General features: G+C 56.6%; 14 protein-coding genes. 6 read left to right on the forward strand and 8 right to left on the reverse strand.

From position 1 onward, the window contains the following. Window positions 1-15 precede the first annotated feature (15 nt). The 4 genes from ACI0FJ_RS11570 to ACI0FJ_RS11585 form a co-directional block, all read right to left on the reverse strand. Window positions 16-1,719 carry an ABC transporter permease gene (locus ACI0FJ_RS11570; protein WP_424303438.1) on the reverse strand — a complete coding sequence of 568 codons (1,704 nt, stop codon included), beginning with the start codon at window positions 1,717-1,719 and terminating at the stop codon, window positions 16-18. A 36-nt stretch (window positions 1,720-1,755) separates the two neighbouring features. Beyond that, window positions 1,756-2,844 carry an ABC transporter ATP-binding protein gene (locus ACI0FJ_RS11575; protein ID WP_424303441.1) on the reverse strand — a complete coding sequence of 363 codons (1,089 nt, stop codon included), beginning with the start codon at window positions 2,842-2,844 and terminating at the stop codon, window positions 1,756-1,758. 9 nt (window positions 2,845-2,853) lie between these two features. Beyond that, entirely contained in the window at window positions 2,854-3,897 is a 1,044-nt protein-coding gene (locus ACI0FJ_RS11580) for an extracellular solute-binding protein (protein WP_424303444.1), read from the reverse strand. Window positions 3,898-3,979: 82 nt separating this feature from the next. Beyond that, window positions 3,980-4,804, reverse strand: coding sequence for a protein phosphatase 2C domain-containing protein (locus ACI0FJ_RS11585; RefSeq protein WP_424303447.1), 825 nt, complete (start codon window positions 4,802-4,804; stop codon window positions 3,980-3,982). 125 nt (window positions 4,805-4,929) lie between these two features. Between ACI0FJ_RS11585 and ACI0FJ_RS11590 the strand changes: the two genes are divergently transcribed. The 5 genes from ACI0FJ_RS11590 to ACI0FJ_RS11610 all read left to right on the forward strand — a co-directional run bounded on the left by ACI0FJ_RS11590 (window position 4,930) and on the right by ACI0FJ_RS11610 (window position 8,539). Next, a complete protein-coding gene (locus tag ACI0FJ_RS11590; RefSeq protein WP_424303449.1) occupies window positions 4,930-6,255 on the forward strand; it encodes a glycosyltransferase family 4 protein in 1,326 nt (441 codons plus the stop codon). 74 nt (window positions 6,256-6,329) lie between these two features. Then, window positions 6,330-6,638 (forward strand): hypothetical protein, encoded by a 309-nt coding sequence (locus tag ACI0FJ_RS11595; RefSeq protein WP_424303452.1) that lies wholly within the window; start codon window positions 6,330-6,332, stop codon window positions 6,636-6,638. A gap of 207 nt (window positions 6,639-6,845) precedes the next feature. Further along, window positions 6,846-7,223, forward strand: coding sequence for a pyridoxamine 5'-phosphate oxidase family protein (locus ACI0FJ_RS11600; protein ID WP_424303455.1), 378 nt, complete (start codon window positions 6,846-6,848; stop codon window positions 7,221-7,223). A gap of 177 nt (window positions 7,224-7,400) precedes the next feature. Beyond that, window positions 7,401-7,850: an iron-sulfur cluster assembly scaffold protein gene (locus ACI0FJ_RS11605; RefSeq protein ID WP_424303458.1), complete on the forward strand. Its 450-nt coding sequence runs from the start codon at window positions 7,401-7,403 to the stop codon at window positions 7,848-7,850. 248 nt (window positions 7,851-8,098) lie between these two features. After that, entirely contained in the window at window positions 8,099-8,539 is a 441-nt protein-coding gene (locus ACI0FJ_RS11610; protein WP_424303461.1) for an iron-sulfur cluster assembly scaffold protein, read from the forward strand. Between the two features lie 165 nt (window positions 8,540-8,704). Here the strand turns inward: ACI0FJ_RS11610 and ACI0FJ_RS11615 are convergent, their stop codons facing one another. The 3 genes from ACI0FJ_RS11615 to ptsP are packed head-to-tail and all read right to left on the reverse strand — an operon-like array spanning window position 8,705 to window position 13,880. Beyond that, window positions 8,705-10,435 carry a PTS fructose-like transporter subunit IIB gene (locus ACI0FJ_RS11615; RefSeq protein ID WP_424303463.1) on the reverse strand — a complete coding sequence of 577 codons (1,731 nt, stop codon included), beginning with the start codon at window positions 10,433-10,435 and terminating at the stop codon, window positions 8,705-8,707. A gap of 12 nt (window positions 10,436-10,447) precedes the next feature. Continuing rightward, the gene (pfkB, locus tag ACI0FJ_RS11620) at window positions 10,448-11,398 is read right to left on the reverse strand and encodes a 1-phosphofructokinase (protein ID WP_424303466.1); all 951 of its coding nucleotides are present in this window, start codon (window positions 11,396-11,398) and stop codon (window positions 10,448-10,450) included. Window positions 11,399-11,408: 10 nt separating this feature from the next. Continuing rightward, window positions 11,409-13,880: a phosphoenolpyruvate--protein phosphotransferase gene (gene ptsP, locus ACI0FJ_RS11625; RefSeq protein WP_424303469.1), complete on the reverse strand. Its 2,472-nt coding sequence runs from the start codon at window positions 13,878-13,880 to the stop codon at window positions 11,409-11,411. A 273-nt stretch (window positions 13,881-14,153) separates the two neighbouring features. On the opposite strand from ptsP, the gene ACI0FJ_RS11630 reads away from it, so the two are divergent. Then, window positions 14,154-15,152: a LacI family DNA-binding transcriptional regulator gene (locus ACI0FJ_RS11630; RefSeq protein WP_424303472.1), complete on the forward strand. Its 999-nt coding sequence runs from the start codon at window positions 14,154-14,156 to the stop codon at window positions 15,150-15,152. Here the strand turns inward: ACI0FJ_RS11630 and ACI0FJ_RS11635 are convergent. After that, on the reverse strand, window positions 15,118-15,303 hold the full coding sequence (locus ACI0FJ_RS11635; protein WP_424303474.1) for a hypothetical protein: 186 nt from the start codon (window positions 15,301-15,303) through the stop codon (window positions 15,118-15,120). The genes ACI0FJ_RS11630 and ACI0FJ_RS11635 overlap by 35 nt on opposite strands. Window positions 15,304-15,346: the final 43 nt, after the last annotated feature.

Here is a 15,346-nt window from a genome sequence, read left to right on the forward strand (position 1 = left end):
CCTCCCGGCAAAATCCTAGCGGTCTTTTCCCAAGGGGCTGAACCGGCTTATCAGCAGACTCAGGCAGACGGTGAGCGCAATGAGCAAGGCACCATAGGCCATGGCAAGGCCTATTTCGTACTCGAAAATGGCGTTGACCATGGCAATGGACATGGGTTTGTTGGAGGCGTTGTAGAGAAACGCGGACACCGTGTATTCCCCGATGCTGCGTACGAACGCGTACAGGAACCCAGCCAGAAGCCCGGGATAGATGATGGGCAGCGTGACCCGCCGAAAGGTGGTGGTCCACGACGCGCCCAGGCTTTTGGAAGCCTCGATGAGCGTGGAGTTGAGCCCCTGAAAGGAAATGTGTGTAACCTCCACCACAATGGGCAGGGACTTGATGAAATAACCCAGGGGAAGCAGCACGGAGGCGCCCACCAGTACGGAGTTGAAGGCGAAAATGTTGGGCGTGCTGTTCGCGGTAATCAGGTTGATGGCAACCGCGCTGGCAGGCATGGCCCACGGCAGCACCACCAGAAACTCGATGAGCCCTTTGCCCCGCAGCCGGGTTTTCTCGATGATCCACGACGAGGGCACCGCCACCAGCAGGCACAGGAAAGCGGCCAGCAGCGACATCTCGATGCTGTTCACAAACGGCTGGAGTTTGCGGTGGTTGGAAAAGATCGTGACAAAGTTGTCCAGGGAGAACGACTGAGGATAGATGCTCACCATCCACGATGCCGAGTCCACGAACGAAAGCACGATGATGGTGCCAAATGGCAGCAGAATAAGCAGCACCAGCGCAATTTTCAGCCCGTGCGCCAACCAGCGCAGCGCCCTGTTGCGTATTGCCACCGGCTGAAAGGGAACACCCTTGACCGACCCGGTAAAGAGCCGCTGTTTTTCGTACCAGCGCAGCACCCCGAAAAAGCCCATGGAAATGACCGTGAGCACAACCACCTGAACGGCTGCGACCTCCATGTAGTTGTTGGCCTTGGACAGCAGAATCTGCGTGGTCAGCACCTTGTATCCGCCGCCGATGATGCTTGGCGCGGCAAAGGAACCAATGCCGGTCATGAAGGTGACGGCCGCGGAAATGATGAGCGCGGGCGCCACGCAGGGCAGAATAACGGAGGTGAAGACCTTGGCGCGCGAGGCACCGAGAATTCGGGCGCTTTCCACGATGGAAAAATCAATCTGCCGGATGGCCAGGGACACGGTGAGGTAAAAGTAGACGTACTGGGTGTACACGTGCACGAACAAAATGCCGCCCAGCCCGGAAAACTCGTACGGGGCCTTGCCCAACCCAAATACCAGCTCAAGGGTTTTGGTCACCAGGCCGCTTTCGCCGTACAGCTGCACAAAGGCGAAGACAATGATGATGCCCGGCATGATCACCGGGAGCAGCAGCAACTTGTCCAACAATTCCCGGTATGGGCACTCGAAATAGTGCACCAGAAAGGCCAGCCCCGCGCCCACAACCCCGCACAGCACCACGGTAAGCGCGCCCAGCACCAGGGTGTTCTGCAGCACCATCAGGCTGGTGGGAGAGGTGAAGAAATCCCAATAATGGGCGAGCCCAATGGCCCAGACGTCGCCCCCGCCACTTGCCCCGCCGCCCACATCCAGACTTTTCAGCAGCGTGGTCAGGGCCGGGTACAGAATATAGCCCACCAGCACCCACAGCAGCGCCAGCACGCCCAGTCCGGGAATGATTTTGCGTTGCAAATGGTTCATGCCGTCCGCTCCGCCCTATCCCGATTCTCCATGCCTCTACTCATAAAGCAGGCGGATGGCTGTTTCGGGCAGGGTCGCCCAAAGCGTATCCCCCGGCTGTGGCTCCGGCCCCGCAGCTAAAGAGACCGTGTTGAGTTCGGCCACACGCAGGGTAATTTCCCCCACCTGGACAATGGTATCTATCCACAGCCCGTTCAACTGCCGCTCCACCAGCCGCACCTTGAACGAATTGGGCTCGTTTACCGGCGTGTGCGACAGCCGGATGTTCTGCGGCCGGATGGAAAGATGGCATGTGCCGTTTTCCGCCGAGGGAACACGCAGTTCCAGTCTGCTTTCCGGCCCACTTTCCGCCCCATGGGACATGCCGTTCTCCAGGCGGGCCGTGCCGTTATCCAGCGTGGCGGAAAAGATGTTCGTATCGCCCACAAACTTGGCGACCAGCACATTGCGCGGCGTGTCGTAGACCTGGTGCGGCGTGCCCACCTGCACCACCCGCCCCTTGTCGAACACGGCAATGCGGTCGGAGAGGGTTAGCGCCTCGGTCTGGTCGTGAGTAACGAAAATGGTGGTGATGCCCAGCCGCTTTTGCAGGGCCTTTATTTCCGCGCGCATCTTGTCGCGCAGGCGGGCATCCAGGTTGGAGAGCGGTTCGTCCAGCAAGAGCACTTCCGGCTCCACAGCCAAAGAGCGAGCCAGGGCCACACGCTGCTGTTCGCCGCCCGAGAGTTCGGAAATCTTGCGCTCGCCAAAATCGGCCAGCCCGACCATGTCCATGTAGAGCGAGGCGATGTCCTTGCGCTCGCGGGCCGACTTTTTCTGGATGGTCAGCCCGTACTCTATGTTCTGACGCACGTTCAGGTAGGGGAACAGGGAATAGTTCTGAAACACCATGCCCACGTTGCGCTTTTCCGGCGGCAAATGGGTGACGTCGTGCCCGTCAATATACACCGCGCCCGACTGCGGGGTGATGAACCCCGCAATCAGACGCAGCAATGTTGTTTTTCCACACCCGGAAGGGCCGAGAAAGGTGAAGAATTCCCCTTTTTCAATGGTCAGGTCCACCTGCGAACAGGCCCACACGCCATCAAAGGATTTCCCCACCCCGTCAAGGACGACAGTCCCCATGTACTGCCCCTATTTCTTGTCTTTGCCGGAGTCTTTCACTTCCATGTCCCAGTGCTGCATCCACTCGGACTGCTTGGAGGCCAGCGCGCCCCAGTCCACGTCCATGACGCGGAACTTGATTTCGCCCATCCACTTGGGCGAGGCGGCAATGGCCTCGGGAAGGGTGGGCATGCGGTTGAACTTGTTGGCAAGCATGGCCTGGGCCTTTGCGCCGCCTGCGAATTCCACGAACGCCCTGGCCGCGTTGAGATGCTTTGCGCCCTTGATGACGGCAATGGCGTCGGTGATGACCGGGGAGCCGCTTTGGGCGTCGATGATCTCAAGGGGCATCTTGTTTTTGATTTTATTGTCTATGATGGAGTTGAGCACGGCAAAGCTGATGGGCGCTTCCTTGCGGCCCACGGCCTGGAATTGGAGCGAACCGCTGCCGTAGTAGCGCTTGACGTTGGCATCCATGGCCTTGAGAAATTTCCAGCCCTTGTCCATCTGGTTCTTTTTCTCGAACTGCTGCAACAGGGCGGAGTAGGTGGCGCGGGCGGAAGAGGACAGCGCGTTGCGGGAAACGATCTTGCCCTTGTATTTAGGGTCGGCCAGATCCCACCAGTCTTGTGGGGCGTCGGCCTTGCTCATCATGTCGCTGTTGTAGAACATGAGCACCGGCGTCTGGATAGTGCCGTACCAATACCCTTCACTGTCCTTGAACAGCGGATTGATCTTGTCCGCCCAGGTGGGGGTGAAGGGCACGAAAAGGTCCTCGCCCTTCAGCTCCTGGTAAACGGAGGAGGGAGCGCCGTACATGACGTCGGACTGGGGATTGGCTTTTTCCGCGCGTACTCTGTCGGCAAGTTCACCCTTCAGATTGATGAACTCGACACGTACGCCGGTTTGCTTTTCAAAAGCGTCCGCCACCAGCTCCAGCATGGATTCGCCGTGGGTGGAATAGACCACAACCTTGTCTTCCAGCTTGCTGTCCGCAGCCATTGCCGCCACAGGAACCAAGACACAAACAAGCAAAGCCAGAACCATTGCACGGATGCGACGAGCAATGCGCATGAGACAGCCTCCATCGGGTTGAGTGATTGCCGATAATAGTATGGTCAAATAATGGTCAGAAGAGATGTTGCTGCAGGTGTATTTATACGCTGATGGCGATTGCCGCAATGTCGTCGTGCATTTTAAAGCGGGGGTAGGCGCGGCAACCCGCGTCGGTCGCCTCCACACTGCGGATGTAGTCGCGAACGCCCTTGAGGCCGGACGTAAGGAAAAGTTCGATGTACGTGTCAAAATCGCGCTGCTGCAAGGGGTCGGCCTTGGGCACAAGCAGGCCGTCGGTAAAGAGCAGCACATGGCTCACGCCGCACAGGTCGCGCGTTCCGGTCTGCAAAAAATCCATGGCCTCCGGCTCGCCGCTGAACACGCCATAATCCACGTTCATGCGGGAGCGGACCTTTACAATCTGTTCGTGCAGGGCCTCGGCAATGGGCTCGGAAGTGCACTGGCAGACGTCCTTCCACAGGCACAATGTTTCCACGTCGTGGTCACGAATCTCGCACACGGATTCTAAGTCGCCGTTTTCCATTATGCAGAGGATGCGCGAATCGCCAATCTGCGCCCACTCGAACGAATCCTCGCCCATGCGCACGGCTGCCGCGCTCGTGCTCCACAGCTTTCCCTTGTTCGATACGTCCACGTGGCGCTCTACCATGGCTCTGTGAATGCGCCGGTTGGCCCGCTGGGAGAGTTCCAGCAAGCTGCCGTTGTTCTGCCGAAAGGCCTCCCCGGCAAGGTTCGAGGCCAGGTAGCCGCCGGTATATCCGTGCTCGTAGGTTTCCGGACTCAGGCTGGTGGCGCCGTCGAATACGCAAAAAAGATTGTCCTCCACAACAAGGACATCTTCGTTGAGCAGCCCGGTGCCGTGCTCCAGCAGGGAATCCACCTGTATTTCCGCTTTTATGGTCATACTTTATTTTTTACAAAAAAGAGCCCGTCAGAACAAATAGTTAAGCCAGATATGAAAGGTCCGCATGCATTGAGAAACGTCGATCCCTATTGAGTTTCCCCAACTTCTTTCTTATGAGTTGATACATGAAAATATTATTTCTTTTATGTCAGATCCCCGATTTTACCGGGAGCGGGAAATATGTGCTGGAATTGATGCAGCAATGCAATGCAAAAGGGCATACTCCTTTCCTGGTGGCAGGCGTGCCTGAAGACTTTTCCATGGAGCAGAATTCCATTGCGGATTTGCTTGCCCCGGACAACTGCATGTTTGTCCGTTTCGAAAGCGCGGACCTGCATTTCAAGGTGGTGGGCATGAGCAACGTGATGCCCTACCCCAGCACGGTTTGCGGGGATTTGAATCCGGAAGAGATTGCAGCCTACATGGCGGCCTTTGAACGGGTTGTTGCCAGGGCCGTGGAGCAGTTTGCCCCGGATGTGATCCACACCAACCATTTGTGGATGGCAACGGCTGCGGCCAAACGGGCTGCGCCGAACACACCTCTGGTTGCCACCTGCCACGGCACCTGTTTGCGCCAACACAACCTGTGCCCGGAACTGAGCCGCTCCCTGCTGGACGACCTGGCTAAGGTCGATCGGGTCATTGCCCTGTTCGAGCGGCAAAAACAGGAAATACAGGAGCTGCTGCACCTGCCCAAAGAGCGGATAACGACCATCAGCGGCGGGTTCAATCAGGAATTTTTTTATACGACTTCGGAAAGCCAGAAAGAACCGAGTCAGGAACCGGTGCATATTCTCTACGCAGGCAAACTGAACCAGGCCAAGGGCGTGCCCTGGCTGCTGCACAGTTTGCAAAGGCTGGAGGACCTGCCCTTTCATCTGCATCTGGTGGGCGGCGGCAGCGGCCCGGAAAAGAAACATTGCCTGCAGCTTGCCGCCCAACTGAACCACAAGCCAGACGGGGACAATGGTGCCCCCCACCCCGAGCACCCCATCGGCCCCAAGGCCCCCCGTGTCACCGTGCACGGCGTGCTCTCGCACCATGACCTGGGCGAGCTGATGCGGCGCTCACAAATTTTTGTTTTGCCGTCTTTTTTCGAGGGGCTCCCCCTGGTGCTGCTGGAAGCCCTGGCCTGCGGCTGCCGGATTGTCACCACGGACCTGCCCGGAGCCAGGGAGCTTTTTTCCAGCCATAGCGGCCAAATGAAAGGCATAGAGGACTTGCTGCGCATGATCCCCCTGCCCCCGCTGCAAACCATAGACACACCCCACCCCGAAGACATGCCCCTGCTGGAACAGCGGCTGGCAACCGCCCTTGCGGAAACCATCCGCACCGCACAAACAGACGGCAGGCCCGATAAGACGCTCATAAAAAGACTGACAGCGCCCTATACCTGGGACAATATTTTTCAGCGGGTGGAAGCGGTGTACGAGCAAGCGGTGATTGTTTAAAGTCGCCCTCCGAAACCATACAGCGCGTTACCTCAGACGCAGGCACAGCTTGTGAATACCAGCAGGAGACTCCCATGGCCGAATACAGCCTTGAAGATCTGAACAAAAAACTCGCCGGATACCTGGATTTCGAACTCTCCGACGCGCCCACCACAGACATCAACACGGCCTTGCAGATCTCCGAATTCATGGAGTCCAAAGGCTACGGGTTCCGCCTGAAGGATTTGTGCCCCAAATCGCTGACCGAAAGCTCGTGGCGGGCCATATTCACCCATGGCGACACGGAATTTACCGCCGAAAACACAGAATCGGCCATTGCCGTCTGCTCTGCAGCACTCGCGGCCCTGGAAGCGGGCCAAAGAGTGCTAGCATCGCGCCCGTAACGACCACCTGTTGAAATCAATATTTTCCCATGTACCCAGCAAAGAAAAATTGATAGTGCCCCTAACAGGCGGGAAAACCATCCCCTACGGAATGGACCACACTGCGCAGAGTTCAATCCCCCCGCTCAAACACATCCGACCAATCGCTACTCCAGATACAACACGGCATTTTCGCACAGTGTTTTTCTCAGGAGAAAGGAGAACAAAATGTCCACTACACCCAATGCAGTTATCAGCGCATGGAGCGAACGGAAAGGCCCTCTCATTTTGACCACTGTAGACACCAATGGAACCCCGAACTCCATTTATGCCACGTGCACCAAAATGCTTGATGACGGCTCAATCGTTGTTGCAGACAATTATTTCAAGAAAACGCAGGAAAACATCCTGGCCGGAAGCAAGGGCTCCATCCTGTTCATCACCAACGACGGCAAGGCCTATCAGGTGAAGGGCAAGATCGAGTACATCAAGGAAGGTCCCATCTTTGACGACATGAAGAGCTGGAACCCCGCAAAACATCCCGGCCATGCCGCCGCTGTCCTGCGTGTGGAAGAAGCATACTCGGGCGCGGAAAAGCTTTCCTAGTATCGCGTCCGTTACATCCGCAGCATTTATACATGCGGTAACGAGCGGCGTGCCCCTCGCCTTCTTCCCAACCATCGGCCGTATCTGTATATTGCGGCTCCCGGACCGGTTCCACATCATTTGTGGCAAAGCCGGTTCGGAGGCCGAATATGACATCCAACAAACGGACGAAACAGAATGACCAGTTTCGATGACATCGTAGACGAGCTGCAGTCCAAGATTACCGAAGAAACCATCGATGCCTATGGGCAGGCCGGGTACGACCGCTGGCGCAACCCTCCGCACCGGGGAAAGCCCGAAAAGACAAACTACCAGGGCGAGTCCACCGGAGGCTGCGGCGACACCATATGGATATTTCTGCACATAGAAGATGACCGGGTTGTCGACGCCGGCTTCGGCACGGACGGGTGCGGGTCCAGCACCATCAGCGCTTCCATGGCTGCCGAGCTGGCCGCGGGCAAAACCTGCGACGAGGCCGCCGAAATTACCGGAGAGATGGTTCTCAACGGCCTGGGCAAGCTGCCCGACGAAGATCAGCACTGTGCCTGGCTGGCGGCCACGGCCCTGCACGAGGCCTTGGGCGACTATTACAACAAGACCGCCAAGCAGGTGCACAAAGAGGGTTGAGCACACAGCGCCGTCTCCACAGCTTGGCACACACATTCCCAATTTATTTCTCGAATGTGATGGCCGCAAAATATGACGTATCTTGCGGAGGACCACGAACCTGAAAAACGTGGGTTTCAGGTTCGCGCAGGCCGGGCTCTGCCCACCATGTGACGTGTCGCTATTGCTGTTATTTTTAACACGAAGAATGCAGCGGACGCGACACGAGCCCAGACAGCATCACACAGACAGCATCAAACGGACAAGAAATGGATACTTTCGATACCAACGCACAGGGACAACAGGTTGAAAATGCCGGGAAAACCAACACCGGCTTCAAGCTGACAGGCTATGACCACTGGCAAAATCCGCCCCGCAAGGGAAAACCCGCCAATGGGAACTACGAGGGCGCATCCACAGGGGAATGCGGCGATACCATCCGGATATTTCTGTATATACAAGACGACAAGGTGCTCGACGCCGGGTACGACACCGACGGGTGCAGGTCCAGCAACATCAGCGGCTCCATGGCTGCCGAGCTGGCAGTGGGCAAACTCTGTGACGAACTCACCGACATTGACGGGGAAACGGTTCTGAAAAGCCTGGGCAGCATGCCCACCGACGAGTACCACTGTGCCTGGCTGGCCGCCAATGCCCTGCACGAGGCCGTGGGTGACTACTACAAAAAGACCACCAGGCAGCCCAAGTAGCCCCAAGCAGCAGACTCTCTCTGTGCGATGCGGCCACGCCAGAGGCCGACATCCAGCCATTGCGAAGCCTGGCAATACGTAACTTTTCAACGTGTATACCAAAGAACCTCCCCGACCATTCAGGCCAGGGAGGTTCATCAGTAAAGATCTGCCGTCGGTATACAGCTACTCAGCCTGTACAAGCGGCTTTTTGGCAACATAAAGAGCGGCGGTGGTGACAGCCGTTCCTATCAGAATGGCCGCGGTATACGGAAGAATCCCGCTGACCGCGTTGGGGATGGGCAGCACAAAGATACCGCCATGGGGAACCATGAGGGTGCATTTCATGGTCATGGAAATGGCTCCGGTTACTGCCGAGCCGAGCATGATGCAAGGGATGACCCGAAAGGGATCACGCGCGGCAAAGGGAATGGCGCCCTCGGTGATAAAGGAAATGCCAAGAACAAAAGCGGCCTTGCTTGCTTCCTGTTCCTCTTTGGTGAAACGGCTCTTGAACAGGGTTGCGGCCAAGGCAAGCCCCAGCGGCGGGGTCATGCCCGCAGCCATTACCGCAGCCATGGGCGCATAAATCTTTGCCGACAGCAGACCAACGCCGAAGGTATAGGCAGCCTTGTTCACCGGACCACCCATATCAAAGGCCATCATGGCGCCAAGCAGCAAACCGAAAGCCAGAGCACTGGTCCCCTGCATGGCCCGCAACCATTCGGAAAGAGAGGTCAGGGCAATCTTGACCGGCGGGCCAATGACGTAAATCATCAACAGACCAACCACCAGTGTGGACAGGAAAGGCAGAATCAGCACCGGCTTGAGACCTTGCAGGTTCTGCGGCAGCTTGATCTTGTCATTGAGAAACTGGGTCAGGTAACCAGCAATAAAACCGGCCACAATACCACCGAGAAATCCGGCCCCGACATTGGTAGCCAGCAGCCCGCCGACCAGCCCCGGAGTAATACCCGGACGCTGGGCGATTGAATACGAAATAAACGCACCAAGTACCGGGACAAACAAGGAAAAAGCACCCGCTCCGCCAATCTGCATCAGGGCCCAGCCGAACGTGCCTTCATGGTCACCAGCGTAAATACCGCCGAATGCAAAGGCCAGAGCGATAAGCAGGCCACCGGCCACAACCACCGGAAGCATATAGGAAACACCGGTCATCAAATGGCGGTACGGACCGGTACGGGCTGCGGAACGCTCTTTCTTGAGCTCTTCCACCTGCCCACCCAAATCCTTGTGGACAACAGGAGCGGCAGAAAGTGCGGATTTGATGACCTGTTTGCCGTCGTGGAGTGCGGCCTTGGTTCCGGTTTCATAAAGCGGCTTGCCCGCAAACCGTTTGGAATCGACAAACGCGTCGGCAGCAATAACAACAGCATCGGCGCGGGCTATGTCTTCTTCGGTAAGGACGTTCTTGGCACCTACCGATCCCTGCGTCTCTATCTTCACCTCATGGCCGAGTGCTTCAGCGGCCTTGCGCAAGGCCTCGGCAGCCATAAAGGTATGGGCAATGCCCGTGGGGCAGGAGGTGACCCCGATAATATATTTGCGCCCTTTCTCCGGTTCTGCGGCAGCCTGTCCAACGACAAATTCCTCGGCGTCCTTAAGAGCAGCTTCAATCACCTCTTTGGTCTTGCGCACAGCTTCACTGGTGGAAACCGCGTGCATGGGCTTCCCCTGAAATCTGGCCGGATCAACATGGATGTCCGCGGCTATGATGACCACATCGGCCGCATCAATGGCTTCCTGGCTGAGCACATCCTTTGCGCCTTCGGCACCTTGTGTTTCAACCTCCACATCATGGCCCATGCTGGCCCCGACTTTTTTCAGGGCTTCAGCAGCCATAATGGTATGGGCCACTCCGGTCGGACACGCTGTTACGGCAACGATTTTTGACATAACATTTCTCCATTACAAGCTTATTGTTTCAACAACCACCTGCTCTTCCAGTTCCCTTGCTGCATCAATGCTCTTAAGGCTCGGTCCGACCTGCGCCACTGTGGCTGCAGATAATGATGTTGCAAGCCGCACCCGTTCTTTCAATCCAAGACCAAGTGCCGCTCCCGCCACAAGCCCGCCAATCATGGCATCTCCGGCCCCCACGGTACTGACCGGTTCGATCTTCGGCGGCTTTGCGAAAAGTTCCTCTTCACCATCCACGAACACGGCCCCGCGTGCCCCCAGGGAAACCGCCACATTGGCAATACCGGCCCTGTTCATGGTCCGCATTTGCCCCACAATATCGTCCAATTTGTTCATGGGCCGACCAACCAGCTCGGACAATTCGTCATCATTGGGTTTGACCAGCCACGGCGCGGCCTCAATGCCACTGAAGAGTGCCGGGCCACTGGTATCGATCACAGCCTTTGCCCCCTGAGCCTTGATTACCCGGACCAGTTCCCCAACCACATCCGGGGAAACAGTGGCCGGAAGACTGCCCCCGATGACAACCATGAAGGCCTGTGCGGCCAGCTTGGCCACCCTTTCAGTCAATTCCCGCACATGGACTTCATCAGGAGACAGGCCTGGGAAATTGATGTCCGTGGTTGATTCGGTGTGCGGATCAAGGACTTTGATGCCGATACGTGTTTCCCCCGGAACGCGGACAAAGGCATCGGTTATCCCTTCATCCTTAAACTTTTTCTCGAATATGGAGGCGTTATCGCTGCCCAGAAATCCGGTTACGGTTACCGGCAGCCCGAACTTGCGCAGCAGTACGGCAATATTTATGCCCTTGCCCGCCGCATCAACCTGATGTGATGCAACCCGGTTGACCTTTCCGGCAGTAAAATCCGGAACCGAACAGGCCAAATCAATGGCCGGGTTCATGGTAACGGTTACAATATGATTATTCGTAGCCATATTTTCCACGCTAAGGCAGGCTGAGAGCCCGCACTTCCTTGCCGTTGCGGCAGCCAAGGGCCTTTTGGGCCAGCTCCCGGGCCTGTTCCATGCTTATGGAGCGGAGACGGGACTTGACCGCGGCGATGCTGGGTACGACCATGCTCAACTCCTTGACCCCAAGCCCGGAAAGAATTGCGGCACCAAGAGGCTCTCCGGCCAGCCCGCCGCAGACTCCGGTCCAAATTCCGGCCTCGTCCGAGGCCTTTACCACCAGATCAATCAAGCGCAGCACCGCCGGATGGAGGCTGTCCGCCTTGGCGGCAAGCGTGGGGTGCACACGGTCGATAGCCATGGTGTACTGGGTAAGATCATTGGTCCCGACGGAAAAGAAATCCACTTCGCGGGCAAACTCGCGGGCCATGGCGACCACAGAAGGCACCTCGACCATGATTCCTATTTCCAGCGGCTCGGCACCGACCTCGATCCGGGCCTTTTCAGCCAACCGTTTGGCCGCTTCAAGGTCTTCCAGGGTCGCGATCATGGGAAACATGATCCTGATGGGGCCGTACTTGGAGGCCCGGTAAATGGCCCGCAACTGGGTCAAAAACATTTCCGGCCTGTTCAGGCACAGACGAATGCCCCGTTCACCGAGAAAGGGATTCTCTTCCGGGGGCAGATCCAGATACGAAACAGCTTTATCACCACCGATGTCCAGAGTACGGATGATGATGGGCAGACCGTTCAAGGCTTCAACCATGGCCTTATAGCTCTGGTACTGTTCTTCCTCGTCCGGCGGGGTCTCCCTTTCCAGAAAAAGAAATTCGGTGCGCATCAGCCCGACCCCTTCACCTCCGGCATTGACCGCCTTTTCGGCTTCGCTGACCTTGCCGATATTGGCGACAACTTCCACTCGTTCGCCGTCAGTGGTCAGGGCAGGCTCGAAACGAGTGCGGTATTCCTCATCACGCAACTCTTCCAGCTGGAGCCGTGCTTCCTCTGCGGTGTGTATGTCCTCCGGACTTGGCTCCAGATAAAGATTGCCGGAATCGCCATCCAGAATGGCGAGTGTGTCATTTTTCAATTCCAGCAGGCTGGGACCGGCAGCGACAATGGCTGGGATTCCCAGAGAACGGGCAATAATGGCCGAGTGTGAGGTGGGACCGCCGCCTGACGTACAGAACCCCAGAATAAGCGACGGATCAAGTTGCGCGGTATCCGACGGGGTAAGGTCCTCGGCAATGAGGATAACCGGGGATTCCGGCTTGAAAGGTTCGTCCTGCACAACCCCTGCCAGATGCTTCAGCACCCGGCGGCCCACATCGCGCAGGTCCATGGCCCGAGCAGCCAGCAGCTCATCGTCGTGCTGCTCCATGGCCCGCACGCGGTCGTCAATGACCTGGCGCCATGCGTATCCGGCGCTCTTGCCGCTACGGATAAGCCCCTCTGTTTCAGCCAGCATTTCAGGATCATCCAGAAAAGCCTCATGGGCTTTGAAGATTGCAGCCCGAGGTTCGCCTGATTTGGCGCGGACTTCTTCATACAGATGACGGAGATTCTGGCGGGCCGCAGCTATGGATTGGGCAAGCGCTTGGGATTCGTGCCGCGGGTCCTTTGCCAAGGCCTCAACAACAATACGTTGCTGGGTAAGCTGGTGAATTGGCCCGGAAGCCAGTCCCGGAGAAGCTGTACACCCCGGGATGGTCTGCTTCACACTTTTGGGCATCCAGCCATGCGCAACCTGAGGTACGGATTTTTCCTCCGCATCCTCCCCCAGACCGGCATCGACAGCGTCCTTGAGGGCAGACAGGGCAAGAGCGGAATCAGGCCCCTTACCGTGAATACGGATGGTCTTTCCGCCGGACACTCCCAGCTTGAGCAACGAGGCAAGGCTCTTGCCGTTCCCCGAACGGCCATCAAATTCCACCAGAATTTCCGAGCTGAACTGCTTGGCAATGTCCACAAAGAATGTTGCCGGACGTGCGTGCAGACCATGCTCGCCCTGGATGGTCACATCTATCGAGGCATCGAAATCGGAAACGTCAAAAGTGGGCGCCGGCCGGGGCTGGACAGGGCATTCACCGCTCAGCACCCGGACAATCTCCGCAGCGTCTTGAGTTATGGCCAAACGCGAAACGGTTTCAGGGTCATCCAGCACATGGGTCAGGTTGGTGAGAATTTCAATATGCTCGTCAGATTTTGCAGCTATCCCGACCACGAGATGGACGATTTCGTCGGGATTCCAGATCACCCCGTCAGGCACCTGCATTACCGCAACCCCGGTCTTCAAAATTTCATCCCTGTTCTCCGGCAGCCCGTGGGGGATGGAAATTCCATTGCCAAGAAAAGTATTGGCCACTGCTTCGCGGTGTTTCATGCTCTCTATGTATCCAGGTTCGATAACCCCCTCTTTCACAAGGATTTCACCGACCTTTTCAATAGCTTCAAACTTGCCCGAAGCCGTTGCCCCCAAAAGGATGCTACTTTCTTTCATTGCAACCATGAGCTGCCTCCCATGCGCGGACCGATTACTCTGAAATAAGTTTGTAATCGATTACATCTTGGTTGTTTAAAAAACCCCTGACCATGTACTCATTGGTGAGGTTTCAATTTAGGATTCAGTATACACGAAGAATGAAAAATGTAAACACTTGCACCCCAAAGGCCTGCCGCGCCTAATTATTTTTTATTATAAAGGGTTAGATGTTTCACCACCCACTCACCTTGAAAAAAATATGAAATCGATTATATTATTTTGCAAGAGAAGAGGTAACAAATGAAAATAAAAGACATTGCAGAAGCAGCCGGGGTTTCCACCGCGACAGTTTCCAGGGTTTTGAGCGGAAAGACGAATGTTCGGCAGGAAGTGAGGAAAAAGGTGCTGGAAGTGGTTGCAAAGACCAACTACAAGCCCGACCGGGCAGCACAAAGGCTTCGCTCCAAGAAATCCACATATATCGGGCTGATTGTTGCGGACATCCAGAGCCCTTTCTTCGCATCAGTTGCCCGCGCGGTTGAAGATGTTGCCCAAAAAAACAATTACAATGTAATCCTTTGCAACACCGACGAGAGCCATGAAAAAGAACGTATGTATCTGGAAATGATGCAGAATGAAAATGCTGCCGGGGTCATACTGGCTCCTACCCTGCGTCTGTCGGAAAACTTCGAGCTGACCCAGAACCATACCTCCCCCATGGTGGTGATTGACCGCCAGGTTCAGAGCTGTCCGGTAGACATGGTGCTGATAGACAATCGCCAGGCTGCCCTTGATCTTACCCGCCATATGCTTGCCCATGGCTACAAACGTCTTGCAGCTCTCTTTGGGGACAGCAGTGCCACAGGAGCACAGCGCAAGGCCGGTTTTGAAGACGGCCTGCGCGAGGCCGGAATCGAGGAGGGAAATTTTATCAGCAAGACCCTGCCTGCAAAAGACATTGCCGCGCATGAGGCGGTAACGGCAATGCTTGAAGGCCCCACCCCACCGGACGCAATTATAACGAGCAATGGCCTGCTCGGCGCAGGGGCTTTTCGCGCCATTCGCGATAAGGAGCTCTCCGTGCCCGAATCCGTGGCCTTTGCCAGTTTTGACGAATCAATCTGGACATCCATGACCCGTCCGGCCATTACGGTTGTTGAACAACCGACCTACGCCATCGGCCAAACAGCCTGCGAACTGCTGCTCAAACGCATTGAAGACCCCAAACGCCCCACTCGCAAGGTTGTACTGGAAAGCAAACTTGTTATCCGCCAGTCGTGTGGAGGGAAGCTGAAGTAGAGCTGGAGCCATGCTCCCCGGAAACGTCCGAAGCCTCGAAGACCATGCCGTTGGTGTGGTGGTCGGCCGTCGTGGCCGCGCCATGCAGCCACGCTGCGGTCCAGAACTGGTAGGGCAGCCCGGTCTCTTTGGTTATTCCCAGGCCGTCCATGTCGGCGCGGATCGGCGAGCTTCTGCCAATGTGAATGGACGCG

Source organism: Desulfovibrio sp. 7SRBS1 (assembly GCF_049723905.1).
Classification (GTDB): Bacteria; Desulfobacterota; Desulfovibrionia; order Desulfovibrionales; family Desulfovibrionaceae.